Source organism: Sporosarcina sp. P18a, from assembly GCF_002743135.1.
Lineage (GTDB): Bacteria > Bacillota > Bacilli > Bacillales_A > Planococcaceae > Sporosarcina.
Genome location: NZ_PDYQ01000001.1, coordinates 1,434,463 through 1,451,514, shown reverse-complemented (window position 1 = coordinate 1,451,514; position 17,052 = coordinate 1,434,463). Strand labels below are relative to the sequence as shown.

16 protein-coding genes and 1 other annotated feature are annotated in these 17,052 nt (G+C 41.2%); of the genes, 11 read left to right on the top strand and 5 right to left on the bottom strand.

Annotated features, from left to right (window positions below; genetic code table 11):
• Window positions 1-51: 51 nt before the first annotated feature.
• Window positions 52-984: a beta-ketoacyl-ACP synthase III gene (locus tag CSV75_RS07360; RefSeq protein WP_099631037.1), complete on the top strand. Its 933-nt coding sequence runs from the start codon at window positions 52-54 to the stop codon at window positions 982-984.
• 44 nt (window positions 985-1,028) lie between these two features.
• On the top strand, window positions 1,029-2,264 hold the full coding sequence (fabF, locus tag CSV75_RS07355) for a beta-ketoacyl-ACP synthase II (RefSeq protein ID WP_099675251.1): 1,236 nt from the start codon (window positions 1,029-1,031) through the stop codon (window positions 2,262-2,264).
• 612 nt (window positions 2,265-2,876) lie between these two features.
• Here fabF and trpS read toward each other — a convergent pair.
• The gene (gene trpS, locus CSV75_RS07350) at window positions 2,877-3,863 is read right to left on the bottom strand and encodes a tryptophan--tRNA ligase (protein ID WP_099675250.1); all 987 of its coding nucleotides are present in this window, start codon (window positions 3,861-3,863) and stop codon (window positions 2,877-2,879) included.
• 94 nt (window positions 3,864-3,957) lie between these two features.
• Window positions 3,958-4,170, bottom strand: a binding site (T-box leader).
• 436 nt (window positions 4,171-4,606) lie between these two features.
• On the opposite strand from trpS, the gene spxA reads away from it, so the two are divergent.
• From spxA to pepF, 4 genes are all read left to right on the top strand, one after another.
• Window positions 4,607-5,005 carry a transcriptional regulator SpxA gene (spxA, locus tag CSV75_RS07345; protein WP_009765721.1) on the top strand — a complete coding sequence of 133 codons (399 nt, stop codon included), beginning with the start codon at window positions 4,607-4,609 and terminating at the stop codon, window positions 5,003-5,005.
• A 236-nt stretch (window positions 5,006-5,241) separates the two neighbouring features.
• The gene (mecA, locus tag CSV75_RS07340; protein WP_099674214.1) at window positions 5,242-5,892 is read left to right on the top strand and encodes an adaptor protein MecA; all 651 of its coding nucleotides are present in this window, start codon (window positions 5,242-5,244) and stop codon (window positions 5,890-5,892) included.
• A gap of 629 nt (window positions 5,893-6,521) precedes the next feature.
• Window positions 6,522-7,679 carry a competence protein CoiA gene (locus CSV75_RS07335; RefSeq protein ID WP_158231621.1) on the top strand — a complete coding sequence of 386 codons (1,158 nt, stop codon included), beginning with the start codon at window positions 6,522-6,524 and terminating at the stop codon, window positions 7,677-7,679.
• A gap of 73 nt (window positions 7,680-7,752) precedes the next feature.
• Complete coding sequence (pepF, locus tag CSV75_RS07330) at window positions 7,753-9,546, top strand: oligoendopeptidase F (RefSeq protein ID WP_233191620.1); 1,794 nt, start codon at window positions 7,753-7,755, stop codon at window positions 9,544-9,546.
• Window positions 9,547-9,824: 278 nt separating this feature from the next.
• Here the strand turns inward: pepF and CSV75_RS07325 are convergent, their stop codons facing one another.
• The 3 genes from CSV75_RS07325 to CSV75_RS16715 form a co-directional block, all read right to left on the bottom strand.
• A complete protein-coding gene (locus CSV75_RS07325; RefSeq protein WP_099675247.1) occupies window positions 9,825-10,649 on the bottom strand; it encodes a DsbA family protein in 825 nt (274 codons plus the stop codon).
• Window positions 10,646-11,038: a globin domain-containing protein gene (locus CSV75_RS07320; protein WP_099675246.1), complete on the bottom strand. Its 393-nt coding sequence runs from the start codon at window positions 11,036-11,038 to the stop codon at window positions 10,646-10,648. The genes CSV75_RS07325 and CSV75_RS07320 overlap by 4 nt, the downstream gene beginning before the upstream one ends.
• 212 nt (window positions 11,039-11,250) lie before the next feature.
• Window positions 11,251-11,910: a lytic transglycosylase domain-containing protein gene (locus tag CSV75_RS16715; protein ID WP_099675245.1), complete on the bottom strand. Its 660-nt coding sequence runs from the start codon at window positions 11,908-11,910 to the stop codon at window positions 11,251-11,253.
• A 159-nt stretch (window positions 11,911-12,069) separates the two neighbouring features.
• Here CSV75_RS16715 and CSV75_RS07310 point away from each other — a divergent pair, with 159 nt between their 5' ends.
• From CSV75_RS07310 to CSV75_RS07290, 5 genes are all read left to right on the top strand, one after another.
• Window positions 12,070-12,453: a UPF0738 family protein gene (locus CSV75_RS07310; protein WP_144034769.1), complete on the top strand. Its 384-nt coding sequence runs from the start codon at window positions 12,070-12,072 to the stop codon at window positions 12,451-12,453.
• A gap of 42 nt (window positions 12,454-12,495) precedes the next feature.
• Window positions 12,496-13,329 (top strand): NAD kinase, encoded by an 834-nt coding sequence (locus CSV75_RS07305; protein WP_099632627.1) that lies wholly within the window; start codon window positions 12,496-12,498, stop codon window positions 13,327-13,329.
• A complete protein-coding gene (locus tag CSV75_RS07300) occupies window positions 13,298-14,299 on the top strand; it encodes an RluA family pseudouridine synthase (protein WP_233191598.1) in 1,002 nt (333 codons plus the stop codon). Before CSV75_RS07305 ends, CSV75_RS07300 begins: the two co-directional genes overlap by 32 nt.
• A 44-nt stretch (window positions 14,300-14,343) precedes the next feature.
• On the top strand, window positions 14,344-15,720 hold the full coding sequence (mgtE, locus tag CSV75_RS07295; RefSeq protein WP_099675243.1) for a magnesium transporter: 1,377 nt from the start codon (window positions 14,344-14,346) through the stop codon (window positions 15,718-15,720).
• A gap of 77 nt (window positions 15,721-15,797) precedes the next feature.
• Window positions 15,798-16,214: a hypothetical protein gene (locus CSV75_RS07290; protein ID WP_099675242.1), complete on the top strand. Its 417-nt coding sequence runs from the start codon at window positions 15,798-15,800 to the stop codon at window positions 16,212-16,214.
• Window positions 16,215-16,396: 182 nt separating this feature from the next.
• On the opposite strand, the gene CSV75_RS07285 is transcribed toward CSV75_RS07290, so the two are convergent.
• Window positions 16,397-16,969 carry a CotY/CotZ family spore coat protein gene (locus CSV75_RS07285; protein ID WP_099675241.1) on the bottom strand — a complete coding sequence of 191 codons (573 nt, stop codon included), beginning with the start codon at window positions 16,967-16,969 and terminating at the stop codon, window positions 16,397-16,399.
• Window positions 16,970-17,052: the final 83 nt, after the last annotated feature.

Sequence of the window (17,052 nt, the reverse complement as noted above, 5' to 3'; positions counted from 1 at the left end):
ATAATTACTACCAGGTACTAATATTAGATGATAAGGAACGGGGTAGATGAGATGAGAGCTGGACTTTTAGGAATGGGGAAATATGTTCCGCCCACTATTGTAACAAATGAAGATTTAGAAAAAAGTTTAGATACTTCAGACGAATGGATTCGCACGCGTACGGGAATCGAAGAGCGTAGAATCGCATCAGATGATATTAAAACATCAGACATGGCATTTGAAGCAGCAAAAAACGCATTACAATCAGCAGATATTCGTGCTGATCAAATCGGTCTGATTTTGGTAGCCACGGTTACACCGGATACTATTTTTCCGTCCGTTTCATCGATGATCCAGGAACGTCTAGGTGCAAAGAACGCAGCAGCGATGGATGTTTCTGCAGCGTGCGCAGGGTTCATGTATGGTGTGGTAACAGCGAAGCAATTTGTTGAATCTGGCACGTATGATTATGTTTTAGTAGTAGGCGTGGAAAAGTTATCGGGAATCGTTGACTGGGAAGACCGCAATACCGCTGTCTTGTTTGGAGATGGCGCAGGAGCGACAGTTGTTGGGAAAGTTAGTGAAGGAAGAGGGATCCTTTCATTTGAATTGGGTGCAGACGGTTCAGGTGGAAAACATCTTCATCATGACAAATATTTAGAGATGAATGGCCGTGAAGTATTCAAGTTTGCGGTACGTCAAATGGGCGAAACAGCAGTCAGTGTCGCTGAAAAAGCTGGTTTAACGACGGACGAAGTGGACTACCTGATTCCTCACCAAGCAAATATTCGTATTATGGAAGCGTCACGTGAACGTTTAGGCTTGCCGGTTGAGAAAATGTCGAAAACGGTTCATAAGTACGGAAATACATCGGCTGCATCTATACCGATTTCATTGACAGACGATTTAGCGGAAGGTCGAGTGAAAGATGATGATGTGATTGTACTTGTAGGATTCGGCGGCGGCTTGACATGGGGCGGCTTATGTATAAAATGGGGTAAGTAAATAGCCTGGCAAATAAAAGTTGACAATAGAAAGGAAGTTTGAAATTGGAAAAACGACGTGTAGTGGTAACGGGTATCGGTGGAATCTCTCCGGTAGGTAACTCGGCTGAAGAATCTTGGAAATCCGTGTTAGAAGGGAAATCAGGTATTGACACGATGACAAGACTGGATCAGGAGAAATTCCCGGTCAGCGTAATGGCAGAGGTTAGAGGTTTCAATATTGAGGAATACGTTTCCCGCAAAGATGCCCGCAAAATGGATCGATTCACGCACTATGCAGTTGCTTCAGCAATGATGGCAATGAAAGACGCGAATCTGGAACTTGAAGGCGACCTAGCGCTTCGTACAGGAGTTTGGATTGGTTCAGGAATCGGTGGAATGGAATCACATGAGACACAATTTAATACATTCCTCGAAAAAGGGTACCGACGCGTCAGTCCATTTTTCGTTCCTATGATGATTCCGGATATGGCTGCAGGACAGGTATCGATTTTCACGGGTGCTAAAGGAATCAACTCTTGTTCCGTAACAGCTTGCGCATCCGGTACAAACTCTATCGGAGATGCATTTGAAGTAATCCTTCGCGGAGATGCAGACGTCATGATCACAGGTGGAACTGAAGCGCCTATTACGTCACTTGCAGTAGCAGGTTTTATCGCAAGCACAGCGTTATCTTTAAATGATGATCCTAGCAAAGCTTCCCGTCCGTTTGATAAAAACCGCGATGGCTTCGTAATGGGTGAAGGTGCAGGTATTTTGATTTTGGAAGAGTATGAACATGCGGTAGCACGTGGAGCGAAGATCTATGCAGAAATCGTCGGCTATGGTTCAACAGGAGATGCGCACCATATTACAGCACCAGCACCAGGCGGAGAAGGCGGAGCGCGTGCGATGCAACAGGCATTGGCAAAAGCGGGCGTTGAACCTAATCAAGTGGATTATATTAATGCACATGGAACGAGCACGCCATATAATGATTTGTTTGAGACGATGGCGGCAAAGACTGTGTTTGGTGATCATGCGTATAAGTTGGCAATGAGTTCGACTAAGTCCATGACGGGTCATTTGCTTGGCGCGGCCGGTGGTATTGAAGCAATCTTTACTGTGAAGGCGTTGCAGGAAGGAATTTTACCTCCTACGATGAACTATGAGACGCCGGATCCAGAGTGTGATTTGGATTATGTAGTGAATGAAGCGCGTAAGGCAGATATTACGTATGCGATGAGTAACTCGCTTGGCTTTGGCGGGCATAATGCTTCGTTGGTGTTTAAGAAGATATAAAGATAGACGGAAAGGGTCGTTTAGACTCCTTTCCGTTTTTATTATTGTAGAAGTTCAAGTTCAAGAGTAAGTGGGAGGGCACCGTTGATCTGCGTTCCAGGCGGACGCGTTCCGCGGGCACGGCTTCAATCTCCTCGTCACTGCGTTCCTGCGGGGCTTTCAGCTCGCGCTGTTCCCGCTGGAGTCGCCGCCTTCCACTCCGTTCAACTCTTGTATATTTTTAACAAAAGAAGTTCGTTATATTAAAATTCTAAATCAAAAGATAAAACCCAAACTCATACTCAAGACCAAAATCAAAAAAAAAAGACTGAAGACATGCTCCTTTGAAGGTATTCTAGGAGATGCTTTCAGTCTTTTTGGTTGTGGCCAACGGGACTCGTCTAATTGCACCTAGTTTGAACATAGGATGAAAGAAAAGGGAAAAGGACGAGATGGCTGTGACGCGTTTTTTTGTGTTTATTTGTAGTTATTGTGTGATTGTGGTGACGCTCGCCAATTTGTTGTTTTACTTAAATTATTCTGCACTGGGTTATGATTATCGACAGATATTGATTTTTATTTTGCAGTCGACAGATTTTATGATGTTGGTGGCGGCGGTAATTTTATTACTGCTTACCGTGTGCGTCCCAAGCCCATCGCGGCCTCCATCTTTTTGAGGGTGGCGGAAGCGATGGTGTTTGCTTTTATTGCTCCTTGGTCGAGGATTGCATCAAGTTCAGGAGAATCGATTAATTCATGGTAGCGTTCTTGGATTCCCGCCAAATGTGTATTGATGGCTTCAGCGACACCGGTTTTAAATGCTCCGTAGCCTTGGCCTTCGTATTTCGCTTCTAATTCTTCTATGGATACACCACTCAGTGAAGATTCGATAATCAATAAATTGGAAACACCCGGTTTGTTTTCAACATCGAATTTCACAATACCTTCAGAATCCGTTACTGCACTTTTAATCTTCTTTTCGATTTCTTTTGGTGTGTCCAAAATGGTAATCGTTGCTTTTTTATTTGGATCAGATTTACTCATTTTCTTCAATGGATCTTGTAAAGATTTTATACGAGCCCCATTTTTAGGAATACGAACGGCCGGAATGGTCAATACTTTTCCGTATCGGCTATTGAAGCGTTCTGCTAGATCTCTAGTTAACTCTAAATGTTGCTTCTGATCTTCACCGACTGGCACGATATCCGTGTTATACAATAAAATGTCCGCAGCCATTAATGGAGGGTAGGTAAGAAGTGCGGCAGATACACCTTCTGCTCCATCTGATTTGTCTTTAAACTGTGTCATACGCTCGAGTTCACCAATGTACGAAATACATTGCATGATCCAGCCGGCTTGTGCATGAGCTGGAACTTCTGATTGGATGAATAAAGTAGATTTTTCCGGATCTATGCCACTTGCGATATACGTAGCGGCTAATGAACGGATCGCTTGTTTTAAGTCATCTGGATTTTGCTGCACTGTAATTGCGTGCTGATCAACGATGCAAAAAATACAGTCCTCATCGTTTTGAAGTTCAACAAATTGACGGAACGCGCCAATGTAGTTCCCTAATGTGATGACACCTGTTGGTTGTACGCCTGAAAAAATAGTTTTCATAAGCATGTATCCTCCTTTGAATTGTCGACTGGAACGAAACCGACTGTATCGTCCGTAAAAAAATGGCATAAAAAAACATCAGTCATCCCCTGTAAATAGGGACGATTGATGAAAGGTAACCGTGGTACCACCCGAATTGCTAAAAATAGCCGCTCTATTCCCGTAACGTGAGAAGACGTGATGGAGTACTGTTTTCATCCATCAAGCTCAGGAGCCCATTCTCTTTGTGCAGCTTTACTTGTTTTCACCTTATACAAGCTCTCTACAAAAACCGCCACAAAAATACTATTTCCTTCAATGCCATTCACTTATTGCTTAAGATTATATCGATACCTTATAAAAAATGCAACTTTGATTTGATATAATGAAAAAACTTTCACACTATATGAAACCTTTTAGTACATCTGTGCGTACTATATAGTGAGGGAATAAGTAGTAGATTTATTTTCTAAATGAGAATGCATTTTTTTACAAATGAAATGTTTAAAACATTTCCCCCCTGGGTATAACAGTAGAAGGTGTTCATTAATCGCAGAAAACAGCATGATTCTCTACTGGAATGTTGAAAAATAAGAAATTGTGAATTCCGAAAAAGTTTTTTTGAAAAACTATATTAATTGAGAATGATTATGTGTATAATGAACAGTATAGACATTAATTATAATAATTCTAAATTGAATTACGTGAATTGCAAGTATACAAAATCTAATGAGCTTAAGCCGTAGGAAAGGACGTGTCAATATATGGGTGTCACACTTTATACATCGCCTAGTTGTACATCTTGTAGAAAAGCAAAAGCATGGTTGGAGGAACATGAGATTCCTTATACAGAGCGTAATATCTTCTCTGAACCATTGAATATTCAAGAAATCAAACAAATTCTTCGGATGACTGAAGACGGTACTGACGAAATTATTTCAACACGATCCAAGATTTTTCAAAAATTAAATGTTGACGTAGAAAGTCTTCCACTTCAAAGACTTTATGAATTGATTCAAGAGCATCCTGGGCTTTTAAGAAGACCAATCATTCTAGATGAAAAAAGACTCCAAGTAGGGTATAATGAAGATGAGATTCGTCGTTTCCTACCGAGAAAAGTTAGAGCCTATCAGCTGCTCGAAGCGCGGCGTATGGTAAACTAATCTTAATAACAAAAGCTGATAGGGATGACACGGGATACAATTGTGCCTATCAGCTTTTTTGAATTGATATTCCCTTGTGTTCCTCTAGCTTAACCACTTCAATGCGTATAACATGAAATGAAATTCAATAAACCCTTACGAAAACGTCGAAGTCGACATATAGTAGTAATAAGCATTGCAAGTGTGTATTAGTATATAACAGGGGAGGGCCTGTTTACAGAAGGGAGAGATAAGGGATGGAAATAGAGCGCATTAATGAAAACACGGTAAAGTTTAATCTGTCCTATGGAGATATTGAAGCCCGTGGTTTTAGTAAAGAAGACGTCTGGTATAATCGTGACAAAAGCGAAGAGCTTTTTTGGGATATGATGGATGAACTCGGTGACGACACGGAATTTGAAGTAGAAGGACCGCTTTGGATTCAAGTTAACGCGATGAATGAAGGCATTGAAGTAATTGTAACTCGCGCGCATCTTCCGAAGAACGCAGAATCATCACAGTTTCCTTTTGGAATTGAAGATCCAGAAGAATTATTCGATCCAATTTTCGATGCGATTACTGATTCTGAAGAAGAAAATGAAGAAGAGTTGCAAGTGACAGATAGAATATTTGTTTTCAATGAATTTGATCAGATCATACCATTGGCTAGCAAAATGATTTCACTCGAAGACGAATTTGATTCGCAACTATACGCATTCGAGGATCGTTATTATCTCAACTTACGCTTCGATTATTCTCTCATTGAGAAGAAACGTGCGAAAGACATTGCCAGCATGGTAACGGAATACGGTGCAGTGTCTAAAATGTCTATTCATCGTATAGCTGAATATGGCAAGGAAGTTATGGGATCTGACGTATTTGAACAAGTAACTAAATATTTTTCATAATACTCTAAAAGGCTACCGGTAATTTGGTAGCCTTTTTACTATGTTCCAAAAAATCTCGAATCCTAAGGGCAGGGAAGTAACGTCATTGAACCCACTTCGGCGCTAGCAGATGGCTCCCGTGAAGAGCCAAGGACAGGAAGTGCATCTGTCCCTGTCTCTTCACTACGACTACTGCTTGGGAGGCGCCTTCGTTTTTAGAGTGGAATAGTAATTAGTACTCTGTTCTAGCACGTCACTATTTAAATGTGCAGGTTTGACACAGAAAGTCACATAGATAGACGAACACCCTTTACCACTTGTAGAGGATTTTATTTAGCGAATGGAGAAATCTACACATTTCACTACCAGTAGAAAAACAAACTAGTTGATCTTCGTTTCAGGTGGCAACTCTCGATGGATCAACGAGAGCCGTAGCGAAGGACGGCTTTTGTGAGTACAAGCGAAGCGTTAGGCGTATGTGCTTCCACGTAAGTGTATTCAAGAGGCCACACCTATGACGAAGCGCCCGCCTGGAGTGTCGATCAACGATGCCTCTCCACACCCTAGTCTCTCCATTCAAAAAAACATAAATTTTCTCTTGCCAACTAATCAGAAAATTCGTAGTATAAAAGAGAAGGAGTGTGAAGGCCTTGTTAACAGCTCTTACAAGTGGCGGGAAACAAGTCGTGTTAACACGGCAGTGGTCCCGAGTCAACTTACGAGAGTGGCGTAAAAACGAAACCTTTCATTGTCCTCAATGCAAAGAACAAGTACTCCTAAAAGTCGGCGACATGGTGATCCCACACTTTGCCCATCTGAAGCAAACCACCTGCCGAGATAGTTTCTCAGAAGGGGAGTCCCCAACCCATCTACTCGGTAAAATCCAACTCTATGAACTATTTTCACGTCTTCAACTACAAACAGAAATGGAACCCTATCTGCGCGACATCCGACAACGTCCTGATCTGCTTGTGACGTGGCGAAACGAGCAAGTCCCTATTGAATTTCAGTGCAGTACGATTCCCATTGCGCGTATAGTAGAACGTAACGCTGGCTACCATATCGCAAAAATGTTGGCTATATGGATCATACTCACACCTACGCAACTACAAGACTCTTCATCATTTGTCCTTACCTATCGATTTAGTCAATTCCAACAACATTTTATCCGCCACATTCATTCACATACTAAAGAAGCGTTATCCGTGTTCATCACGTACAATCCGTTAAAGCAACAATTTCACTACCTCAGTCATTTCATCCATCTTCGAGGCACTGCGTTTGTGGTATGTCACTCCGTCATGCGAAGTACACATCAAACGATTCCATTCGCTATTCCTGCTACTCCATCCACAAAAGACATAGAAGAATTAACACGTCAATACCAATCTGCGCGCCGCAAGTATCTTCGGTCGGTAATTGGGTATAATCAAAGAGGTATCCATCATCGCTTTTTGCGTGCATGTTATGAATTGCGTGTACAGCCCATTCAACTACCCGCATGGATTGGCGTTCCGACATTCGGGCAAGCAGCATTTACAGAGTCTGATAGTGAATGGCAATTACTACTTATCGCGGCTATCCGACACACGAGGAATACACCCTTTCAACTAAATCGCTCTATTCTTCATTCATTTGTCAAAACTTTTGAAGGAGAGTCAAGCCGACAATTGGAAGCCTGTCAAAGTTATGTGGATTTCTTGAAAGAGCGTCGCATAGATATCTATCGATTGGATCAATTCATGGGTAAAGATTTTGTGCTGGAAATACTTTCAGGGCGATTTCTTGCAATGCATGCCAAGAATTGAGAAAATACAAGAGAATCAAATAACGGTAAATGCAGGAGGAGGAATTGGATTGACGAATGATCACAAAGTATTGATGCGCGATGAAGTATCTGAAGAGGAAACATGGCGCTTGGAAGATATATTTTCATCTGATGAAGAATGGGATAAAGAGTACAGCAAAATTGAAGAGATGGCTAAAGAGGCAGAACAGTATAAAGGCACTCTAGGAAATGGAGCTCGTCCACTTTTTGAAGCGTTAACATATCGTGATAAGTTGGCAGAACGTCTACGAAGATTGTACACTTATGCGCATCTTAAAACAGATCAGGATACGACGAACAGTTTTTATCAGGCAATGGATGGTCGAATTAGAACGTTAGTCGTGAAAATATCTACAGCATTATCCTATTTCACTCCAGAATTACTCTCGATCGATGAAAAGCAACTGAACGAAACGATTGAGTCGCATGAAGGCTTGCGTTTATATAAACAGGAATTTGAAGAGTTGAATGCAGAACGCGCTCACGTCCTGTCTTCAGAACAGGAGCAATTAATCGCGCAGTTATCTGAAGTGACTGGAAAATCTTCCGAAACATTCAGTATGTTAAATAACGCAGATCTAACTTTTGGTTTAGTCAAAGATGAAGAGGGAAATGACGTTCAATTGACACATGGTCGTTATTCACAATTTTTAGAGAGCAAAGACCCAAAAGTACGAGAAGCGGCTTTTAAAGAAATGTATTCAAGGTACGGAGAGTTTAAAAATACATTTGCTTCGACATTAAGCGGTAATGTAAAAGGGCATAATGTCAACGCCAGAATTAGAAATTATAGCTCAGCAAGAGCAGCAGCATTATCCAATAACCATATTCCGGAGCAAGTATATGAAAACCTGTTGTCTACCATCAATAAAAATCTAGGTTTATTGCATCGTTATGTAGCATTACGCAAAAAAGTATTGAATGTGGATACGCTTCATATGTGGGATATCTATACACCACTAGTCGAAGATACAAAGATGAAGTACACATACGAGGAAGCAAAAGATACTATGCTCGAGAGCTTCCACCCGCTTGGTGAAGATTATCGGGCTGTTGTAAAGGAAGGCCTGGATAATCGCTGGGTTGATGTTCGTGAAAATAAAGGGAAGCGTTCAGGTGCGTATTCTTCAGGCTCTTATGGAACGAATCCTTACATCTTAATGAATTGGCAAGACAATGTGAGTAATTTGTTTACATTAGCGCATGAGTTCGGACATAGTGTACACAGCTATTATTCCCGTAAGTATCAACCATTCATATATAGTGGGTATTCTATATTTGTGGCGGAAGTTGCGTCAACAGTGAATGAAGCATTGCTGAATGATCACTTATTGAAAGTGACGACAGATGAAGACCAGCGGATTTACTTGTTGAACTACTGGCTGGATGGGTTCCGTGCGACGGTGTTCCGCCAGACGATGTTTGCGGAATACGAGCATTTGATTCATCAGCTGGATCAAGACGGTGTACCGTTGACTGCTGAAAAGTTAACCGAAGAATACTATGCTTTGAATAAAAAGTATTATGGCGATGCGATTGTTAGTGACGAGGAAATCGGTTTAGAATGGGCGCGTATTCCTCACTTCTATATGAATTATTATGTCTATCAATACGCGACAGGATATAGTGCGGCTGTAGCGCTCAGCAAGCAGATTTTAGAAGAAGGGGAGCCTGCGGTAGAACGTTATATTACGAACTTTTTAAAGGCAGGTTCATCTGACTATCCAATCGAAGTACTGAAAAAAGCGGGTGTCGATATGACATCTGAAAAACCGATTGAAGAAGCGTGTCGGGTATTTGAAGCGAGATTGGAAGAACTGGAACAGTTATTGGTAAAAAGAGGGTAACTTTTGACTGCATGTTTCGACAGACTTTCGCAAAGACCATGACATTTGGATGAAAACTGTTATAATTTGTTGAAGTCATAAGTCATTTATGATATGGTGTAATTGTGGAATAAATCACATACCAAACATACACCCCTTTTGTTTGAACGTGAACATTTCTCCCATTCCCTTTGAAAGAGAGCATTCACTCCCCCCCAGGAGCGGATGCTCTTTTCTTTTTTTTTACGTGAAAAAGTCGGAGCCCCAACAAATTATTGGGGCTTCGACTAGTATAAGTGCTATTTAATTAGCGAACAATTAGGTTGCTTTTTACGCCATAACGTACGATCTTGGAAAGGGATTCGTTCGATTTCCTGTTTTAGTAAGCGTTTCTTTAATTCGCGTTCAGCTTCTTTTTCCGTCACGTGACACATTTCTGCGATTTCTTTCGTTGTGAGTAAATCAAAACGATTGAATAACAAATCAATAGTAGGAGGTATTTCTGGTAGAAGTTGTTCTCCGATTAGCTCTTCTAAAATCTGTTCGTAGATCGCATAGTCATAGAGGCCGCTTACTTTCAATCCTTCGTCTTCTATATTGCTATTGAAGAAAACGAAGGTTGGTGCCTCGTCCACTTCCATTTCATTACCTAAATACATATCGACCTGCAAAGCACGCGATGTTTCTTCAGAAGTGAAATCCGCGATAAATTCATCTACGTCTAAATTAATGCGTGCAGCAATTTCAACGAGAACTGAATAGGACGCGACGTCACGCTTCTTCAAGAAGGAGTACTCAAGTAAACAGGATAGGTAACGGAATCCAGCTCGCTTACCTTGGAACTCTGCAGCTTTTACTGCAATATTAGGGAAACAAGGGTTTGACCGCTTGGTTGATTTTGCATCGTTCGGATCAAGTAAAGAAGGTGGATTCAGTTTTGTCATAGGTGTTCTTAACGCGATGCGTAACGTAAAATAGTGATCGTATTCGACCTGCATTTTACGTAGCAACGGTTGCAGTGACCAACAATCTTTACAATAAGGATCAAGAAATACATAGAGTTCAATGGGCTTTACTGAAGCAGAGAAGTGTAACGTATCATCAATAACAGTTAGATAGTTCACTGATCTTCCTCCTCGTTCCTATTTACCATATGGTTGGCTGTTAAGACAAGGCGCTTATAGTAGACTTCCCGAAGTGGACCCTCCAGTCCTACGTCGTCCATTGCCTCAGCCATGCATGCTAGCCATGCTTCTGCGCGTGTAGGTGTTATAGGGAAAGGGTTATGTCGAGCTCTCATCATAGGATGTCCGTGCTCTTCCGTGAATAGGTTCGGTCCACCAAGATATTGTGTTTGAAATTGTTTTTGCTTCCTAATGGTTTCGGATAAATCATCAGGAAATATAGGAATGAGATCTGGGTGAACAGCCACTTTTGCGTAAAATGTTTCAATCAGTTCATGTAATTTTTTCTCGCCGATCTCCTCAAAAGGGATGACAGGTTTTCGAGTCATTGAATTCACACCCCTTCGTTCATCTGTATCTGTATTCTATCAACGAACGAATTTCTATACAAATAAAAGAACTTATTTTGTTTCTTGTTATATAGCAGATTGAATCGCTCGAGTCGGATCAACTAGCTAGCTAATCCGATTTAAAGTCGCCTTAGGCTTGCAATGCACTAGATAGTTATAGGTACACGTTGCGAAAAACGACAGCGGAAATTTCACACCATTTGGTGGTAGTAGTTCATGACTTTTTTTACGTAGTTCTGGGTTTCTTTAAAAGGCGGGATGCCTCCGTATTTTTTTACGTTCCCCGGTCCTGCGTTGTAGGCTGCTAGTGCCATTTCATTCGAGCCGAATTGGTTGAGCATGTTGCGTAGATATTTGGCTCCGCCCATGATGTTTTGGTGAGGGTCCATGGGGTTGGACACGCCGAGGTATTTAGCCGTACCTGGCATTAGTTGCATGAGTCCGGCTGCGCCTGCATGACTTTTTGCGTTGCTTTTGAAGTTGGATTCTTGTTTGATGACGGCAGCAATTAGTTTTTCTGGTAGTTGGTATTTATCAGCAGCTTGTTTGATGATATCTGCGTATGGATTAGTAGTTGCTGGCGACGATGTGGTTGGTGATACAGCGGTAACTACTTCAACTGGGCTTTGTGATATACCAAATGGAGACACGCTGCTTCCCTGACTAAATAATTGCTCGGATTGTTTTGCGAGTTCAGCGCTAATGTTATTGCCTTCCAACAATTGCGTAAGTACCATCTGGAACGAATTGGAGCTGGTCGGTATATTACTACTGAAGGATTGAACCGCTCCAAGAGTTTGCAGTGTATTGATTTCAAGGAGTAACCGAGTGTTAATGGGTTCGAGATTCATACATTTTCCTCCTGTTTATTGAAGATCGTAAATAGGTTCGTTTATTATATTCATTATACCAACTTTCTTACCATAATGCACAATAACGAAATGCAACTATGTGTGGCATATGGTAGACTAAACGTAAAGACTTTAATTAAGGAAGTGGATGTCTTGAACATGAAAAATAAAATCATTGATACACGTAACAACGGTAATGAAGTTCAATTTATATTGAATCCAGAAGCAGAGTGGCCGTTAGGTTCTCCAACTGGAAAAATGTTGACAGACACAGATCATCAATCGTTTGTATATATATTTGATCACGAGACTGGCTATCGTTATGCGTATTTCCCAAAAGACAGCTGGCGTGGGCTAGTCGATATGCTACTGCAACAAGCAGATCCCGTGTTGATTTGGCAAGATCAGAAAATACGTTTAACAGGTGCTGCAGACGAATTGCAGGCGTTGATATTCAATATTGAAGGCAATGATAATTATGGCGAGGAATTCAGTACAGCTGTAGAAGAAATATTCAAGCCGGTGCTGGAAAAGGTGAATTGATATATGGCAAAAGAATTTCACAAAAAGAATGGAAGTGATGTTATGAAATTCACAATTCAGTCGCGAAATGATGAGCTATCCAATAAGTTAATGAAAGAAGCACGTGTATATTTGCGCGATTTCGGTTTGAAGTATGATGAGGAAGAGCCGGATATTGTGTTGTCCATCGGTGGCGATGGAACGCTATTGCATGCTTTCCATAAATATATTCACCGCTTGGATAAGACATCATTTGTGGGGATTCATACGGGGCACTTAGGGTTTTATGCGGATTGGAAACCTTCTGAAATAGAAAAACTGGTGATCTTGATCGCAAGACAAGAGTACGAAGTCATCGAGTATCCTTTAATTGAAGTGACGATCAATTATCGTCATTCCGAAAAAAGTGCATCTTATTTAGCGTTGAATGAATCTACCGTAAAATCACCTGAAGTTACGTTGGTGATGGATGTTGAATTAAATGGAGAACACTTTGAACGATTTAGAGGAGATGGGCTTTGCATGTCGACGCCATCTGGATCCACTGCTTACAGCAAATCGCTAGGCGGTGCGATTATCCATCCTTCATTGCCGTCTATGCAATTGACAGAAATGGCATCGATTAATAATCGCGTATTCCGTACAGTAGGTTCTCCACTCATTTTACCCGATCATCATATCTGTACATTGACGCCTGTAAAAGGTCCCGATTTCATGGTGACAGTCGATCACTTGCAACTCCTTCATAAAGATGTGAAATCCATCGAATATAAAGTGTCCAATGAAAAAATGGGCTTTGCGCGCTTCCGTCCTTTCCCATTCTGGAAACGTGTAGAAGAGTCATTTGTCGCGAGTGATTTAATCTATGAACGTGAAGATGATGAAAAGAAAAAATAATACGCTGTTTCAATTACAATTCGTTGTGAAGAAAAGTGGATTGCTGCGTGAATTTTTGGCACAGCATGAAATTTCCAAAACGACGTTAACTGCTATTAAATATCGCGGTGGAGAGATATTGGTGAATGGGCAATCTCAAAACGTGCGTCATCAAATACAGCCAAATGATCAAGTGACAGTATTATTCCCTCCTGAACAAGTGAGTGATGGCTTGATTCCACAAGAAGGTACCTTATCCATTTTGTATGAAGATGAAACTCTTTTGGTGCTTGATAAACCCGCTGGACAAAGTACGATACCATCTCGCAATCATCCTTCTGGAACGCTTGCGAATTTTGTTTGTGGAAAATTTGAAAGAGAAGGTATTCTTTCAACTGCTCATATGGTGACACGTCTTGATACGGATACGTCAGGTATTATTTGTGTGGCGAAAAACCGTCATATCCATCATCTATTAAGCAAACAAATGGCACAAGATTTGTTTCAACGCCACTATACTGCATTCTCAGAAGGCATAATTACTACGCCATTCTTGACTATTGAACAACCGATTGGCAGAAGAGAAGGTAGTATTATTGAGAGAATGGTACGGGATGATGGTCAGTATTCAAAAACAGATGTATCAGTAACTGCACATTATCGTCATGAAACAGACTGTTTTACTGTCATAGACTTGACGTTGCATACAGGTCGTACGCATCAAATTCGTGTGCACATGCAATGGCTCGGACATCCACTTGTAGGTGATGATTTATACGGGGCAGACCGGGATGTATTCCCACGCCAGGCATTGCATTGTTCTGGTGTCAGTTTACTTCATCCACTCACGAAAGAGAGAATGCACTTTACTAGTCCGTTGCCGGAAGATATGCAATACTATTTACGGCAAAGTCAGCAAGTGTGCGGATTCGAAAAACAGCACAACTCTATTAATGCAAAGCAGTCAGAACGTTTTATAGTAACTAATTAGTACGTTTAAGCGTATCGTATGTGCAGAAGGGAAGGTGTGAAATCATGACTACTCAACCAGAACAAATGAAAAGTGAAATCGTTTTGGATGCGGTGAAGTTGCGAGAATTACTGATCAACGAGGATATACATTCGTTCAGACAAGAATATCTGGTACTTCATCCATATGATCGAGCGACTTTTTATGAAGAAGTGGGTGCAGAGCTTCGTGAATTAATGTATTTTTATCTATCACCAAAAGAACTTGCGGAAATATTTGAAACAAGTGAAATTGAGGAAGATGAATACGAAGAGTTCCTTGAGGAGATGGACGCGACTTATGCCGCAGAGATGATTTCATACATGTTTGTGGATAATGCGGTAGATGTCCTGAAAGAACTAGATAAAAAGAAAGTCGTTAGCTATTTAACGTTGATGGATAAAGAAGCGGCACTCCAAATTAAAGCATTACTACACTACGAAGAATATACAGCCGGTTCGATCATGACGACGGAATTCGTCACGGTTTCCGAGAATTCCACAGTTCGTTCCGCTATGACTATTTTGCGTAGTGAAGCACCAAGCGCTGAGACCATTTACTATATTTTTGTTGTAGATGATTACCAGCGTTTGACTGGGGTCGTTTCGTTACGTGACTTAATAATTGCCAATGAAGATACATTAATCCGCTCCATTATGAGTGATCGTCTCGTCAGCGTATCCGTTTCAGACGACCAAGAAGACGTCGCTCGAACGATTCAGGATTATAACTTCCTAGCTGTTCCAGTCGTCGACTTCCAGCAACATATACTAGGGATTATCACAGTCGATGACATTATCGACGTAATCGATGAAGAAGCATCGGATGACTATTCTAAGCTTGCCGGTGTTTCGACTATGGATACATTTGATAAAAATCCATTCTCTGCTGCCAAAAAACGGATTCCATGGCTACTGATTTTATTGGTGCTCGGAATGTTGACTGCAAACTTAATAGATTTATTTACTGAAACGATTTCTCAAGTTGCTCTATTAGCAGCATTTATCCCCTTAATCGCCGGAACTGCCGGAAATAGTGGAACTCAGTCACTTGCTGTTGCAGTTCGTGGTATCGCAACACGTGATATTGAAGATGAAAGTAAGTTGAAGTTACTAATACGAGAAGCAGGCACGGGAATTATTACAGGTTTGATTTGTGCGATATTCGTAGTCTTATTAATCTTTATCTGGAAGCATGAACTGGTTATTGCCTTACTGGTAGGAGCCGCAATGATGGTTTCGATTTTCGTTGCCACCATTTCGGGGTCATTTATTCCGTTATTTATGCATAAACTTAAAGTGGACCCGGCTGTTGCCTCAGGGCCATTTATTACCACACTCAACGACGTCATCAGTGTCGTCATTTATCTAGGACTTGCAACAGTATTCCTTAGTTCTTTATGAACTAGGAATACTGTTTTTTTTATTTCGGAACGTTAGGCGCTTTACTTACATATGCTAACTAAAAGGAAGTGATGAAAATGCGTAATGAAAAGCCGTTGCTGTTCATCTCCAGCCCGATTATTAGAAAATATCGGTATATACCTATAGTTGAAGAAGAAAGCACATCCGTTTTCGAACCGGAACACTCAAGAGGATCAGAGGGCCCCGTAGTCTTACCTGTTACGGAAAATGTGTCGGTGCAAGAGTCGCCAGAGATTGAAAAGGAATTAGTAGCTACTCAACTGATCCGTCAAAGATTAGAGTACTTGCAACATCCATTCCGTAAAGAATTATATGCTCCATTAGAAATCATCACAGAAAAAGGGAATATCAAAGGAAAGTTGCATGGTATAGAAAACGAAGTTGTCTGGATCAACTCGAACAAAGAAATAACCTCAGTCCGTATGGAAGAAATTTTAGATATCCTCTGGAAACAGCAATCATTCACTATTTAATTCTTACAACTAACAAGGCGAACCCGTTAAACGGGTTCGCCTTGTTTTTTCGTTTATGTAGAAAGCTTTCGCCTAAAAGGTAGTTCAACGACGCCCCTGCATTCCATACATTTCCTTTGCTACATCAAAAAAGACGAACCCTATTACTGCAGGGTTCGCCATTTAGCATTGCAAGAAATAAATCAATCTTCATCGCAGAAATTGATAAACACATCATCAATACACTGAATGCCGCAGAAGCAGCTCAAATCAACCGTCAAGCATGTATTCGTAGGTCCAAAACCATTGACCTTACAAATTTTCTCAAAACTGATCTTTCCGTCCGTAGTAATATCAAACGGGTGCCCGTTATACAAAGGTTGTAATACTTGAATGGTAGCACAGCAAGAATCAAACACGGTCTGTACACGGAAAAATACGGAAACACAGCTCGTATGCTTATGATGTGTCGATTTATGATTAGCTAGTGTCTCTTCTGCTGTCATTTTAGGATAATGCTTCCGTTTACCACCTCTGAATACTGCCTTGAAATAGTCCCCGTTACCCGTCAGCAAACTGAACACGCGTGTGTTGACGCGGCCTCTAACCGGGCTGACCAAACTGCCAAGCGGCGCCATGAAACAATCTGTATCACACTCTACACAATCCACTTCCGGACACGTATTCTGGACGCGTTGGATAAAGCGTACTACTTCACAAATACAATTCGACTTATGACAGCCATCATGTTTGCTGTCTTTTTTTTCACATCCCACTACTGTCCACCTCCTGTTTGTCGTTCTCTATACTTTATGCATGGGTAATCGACATGACAGGGCGCTTTCCTCAATATGCATAA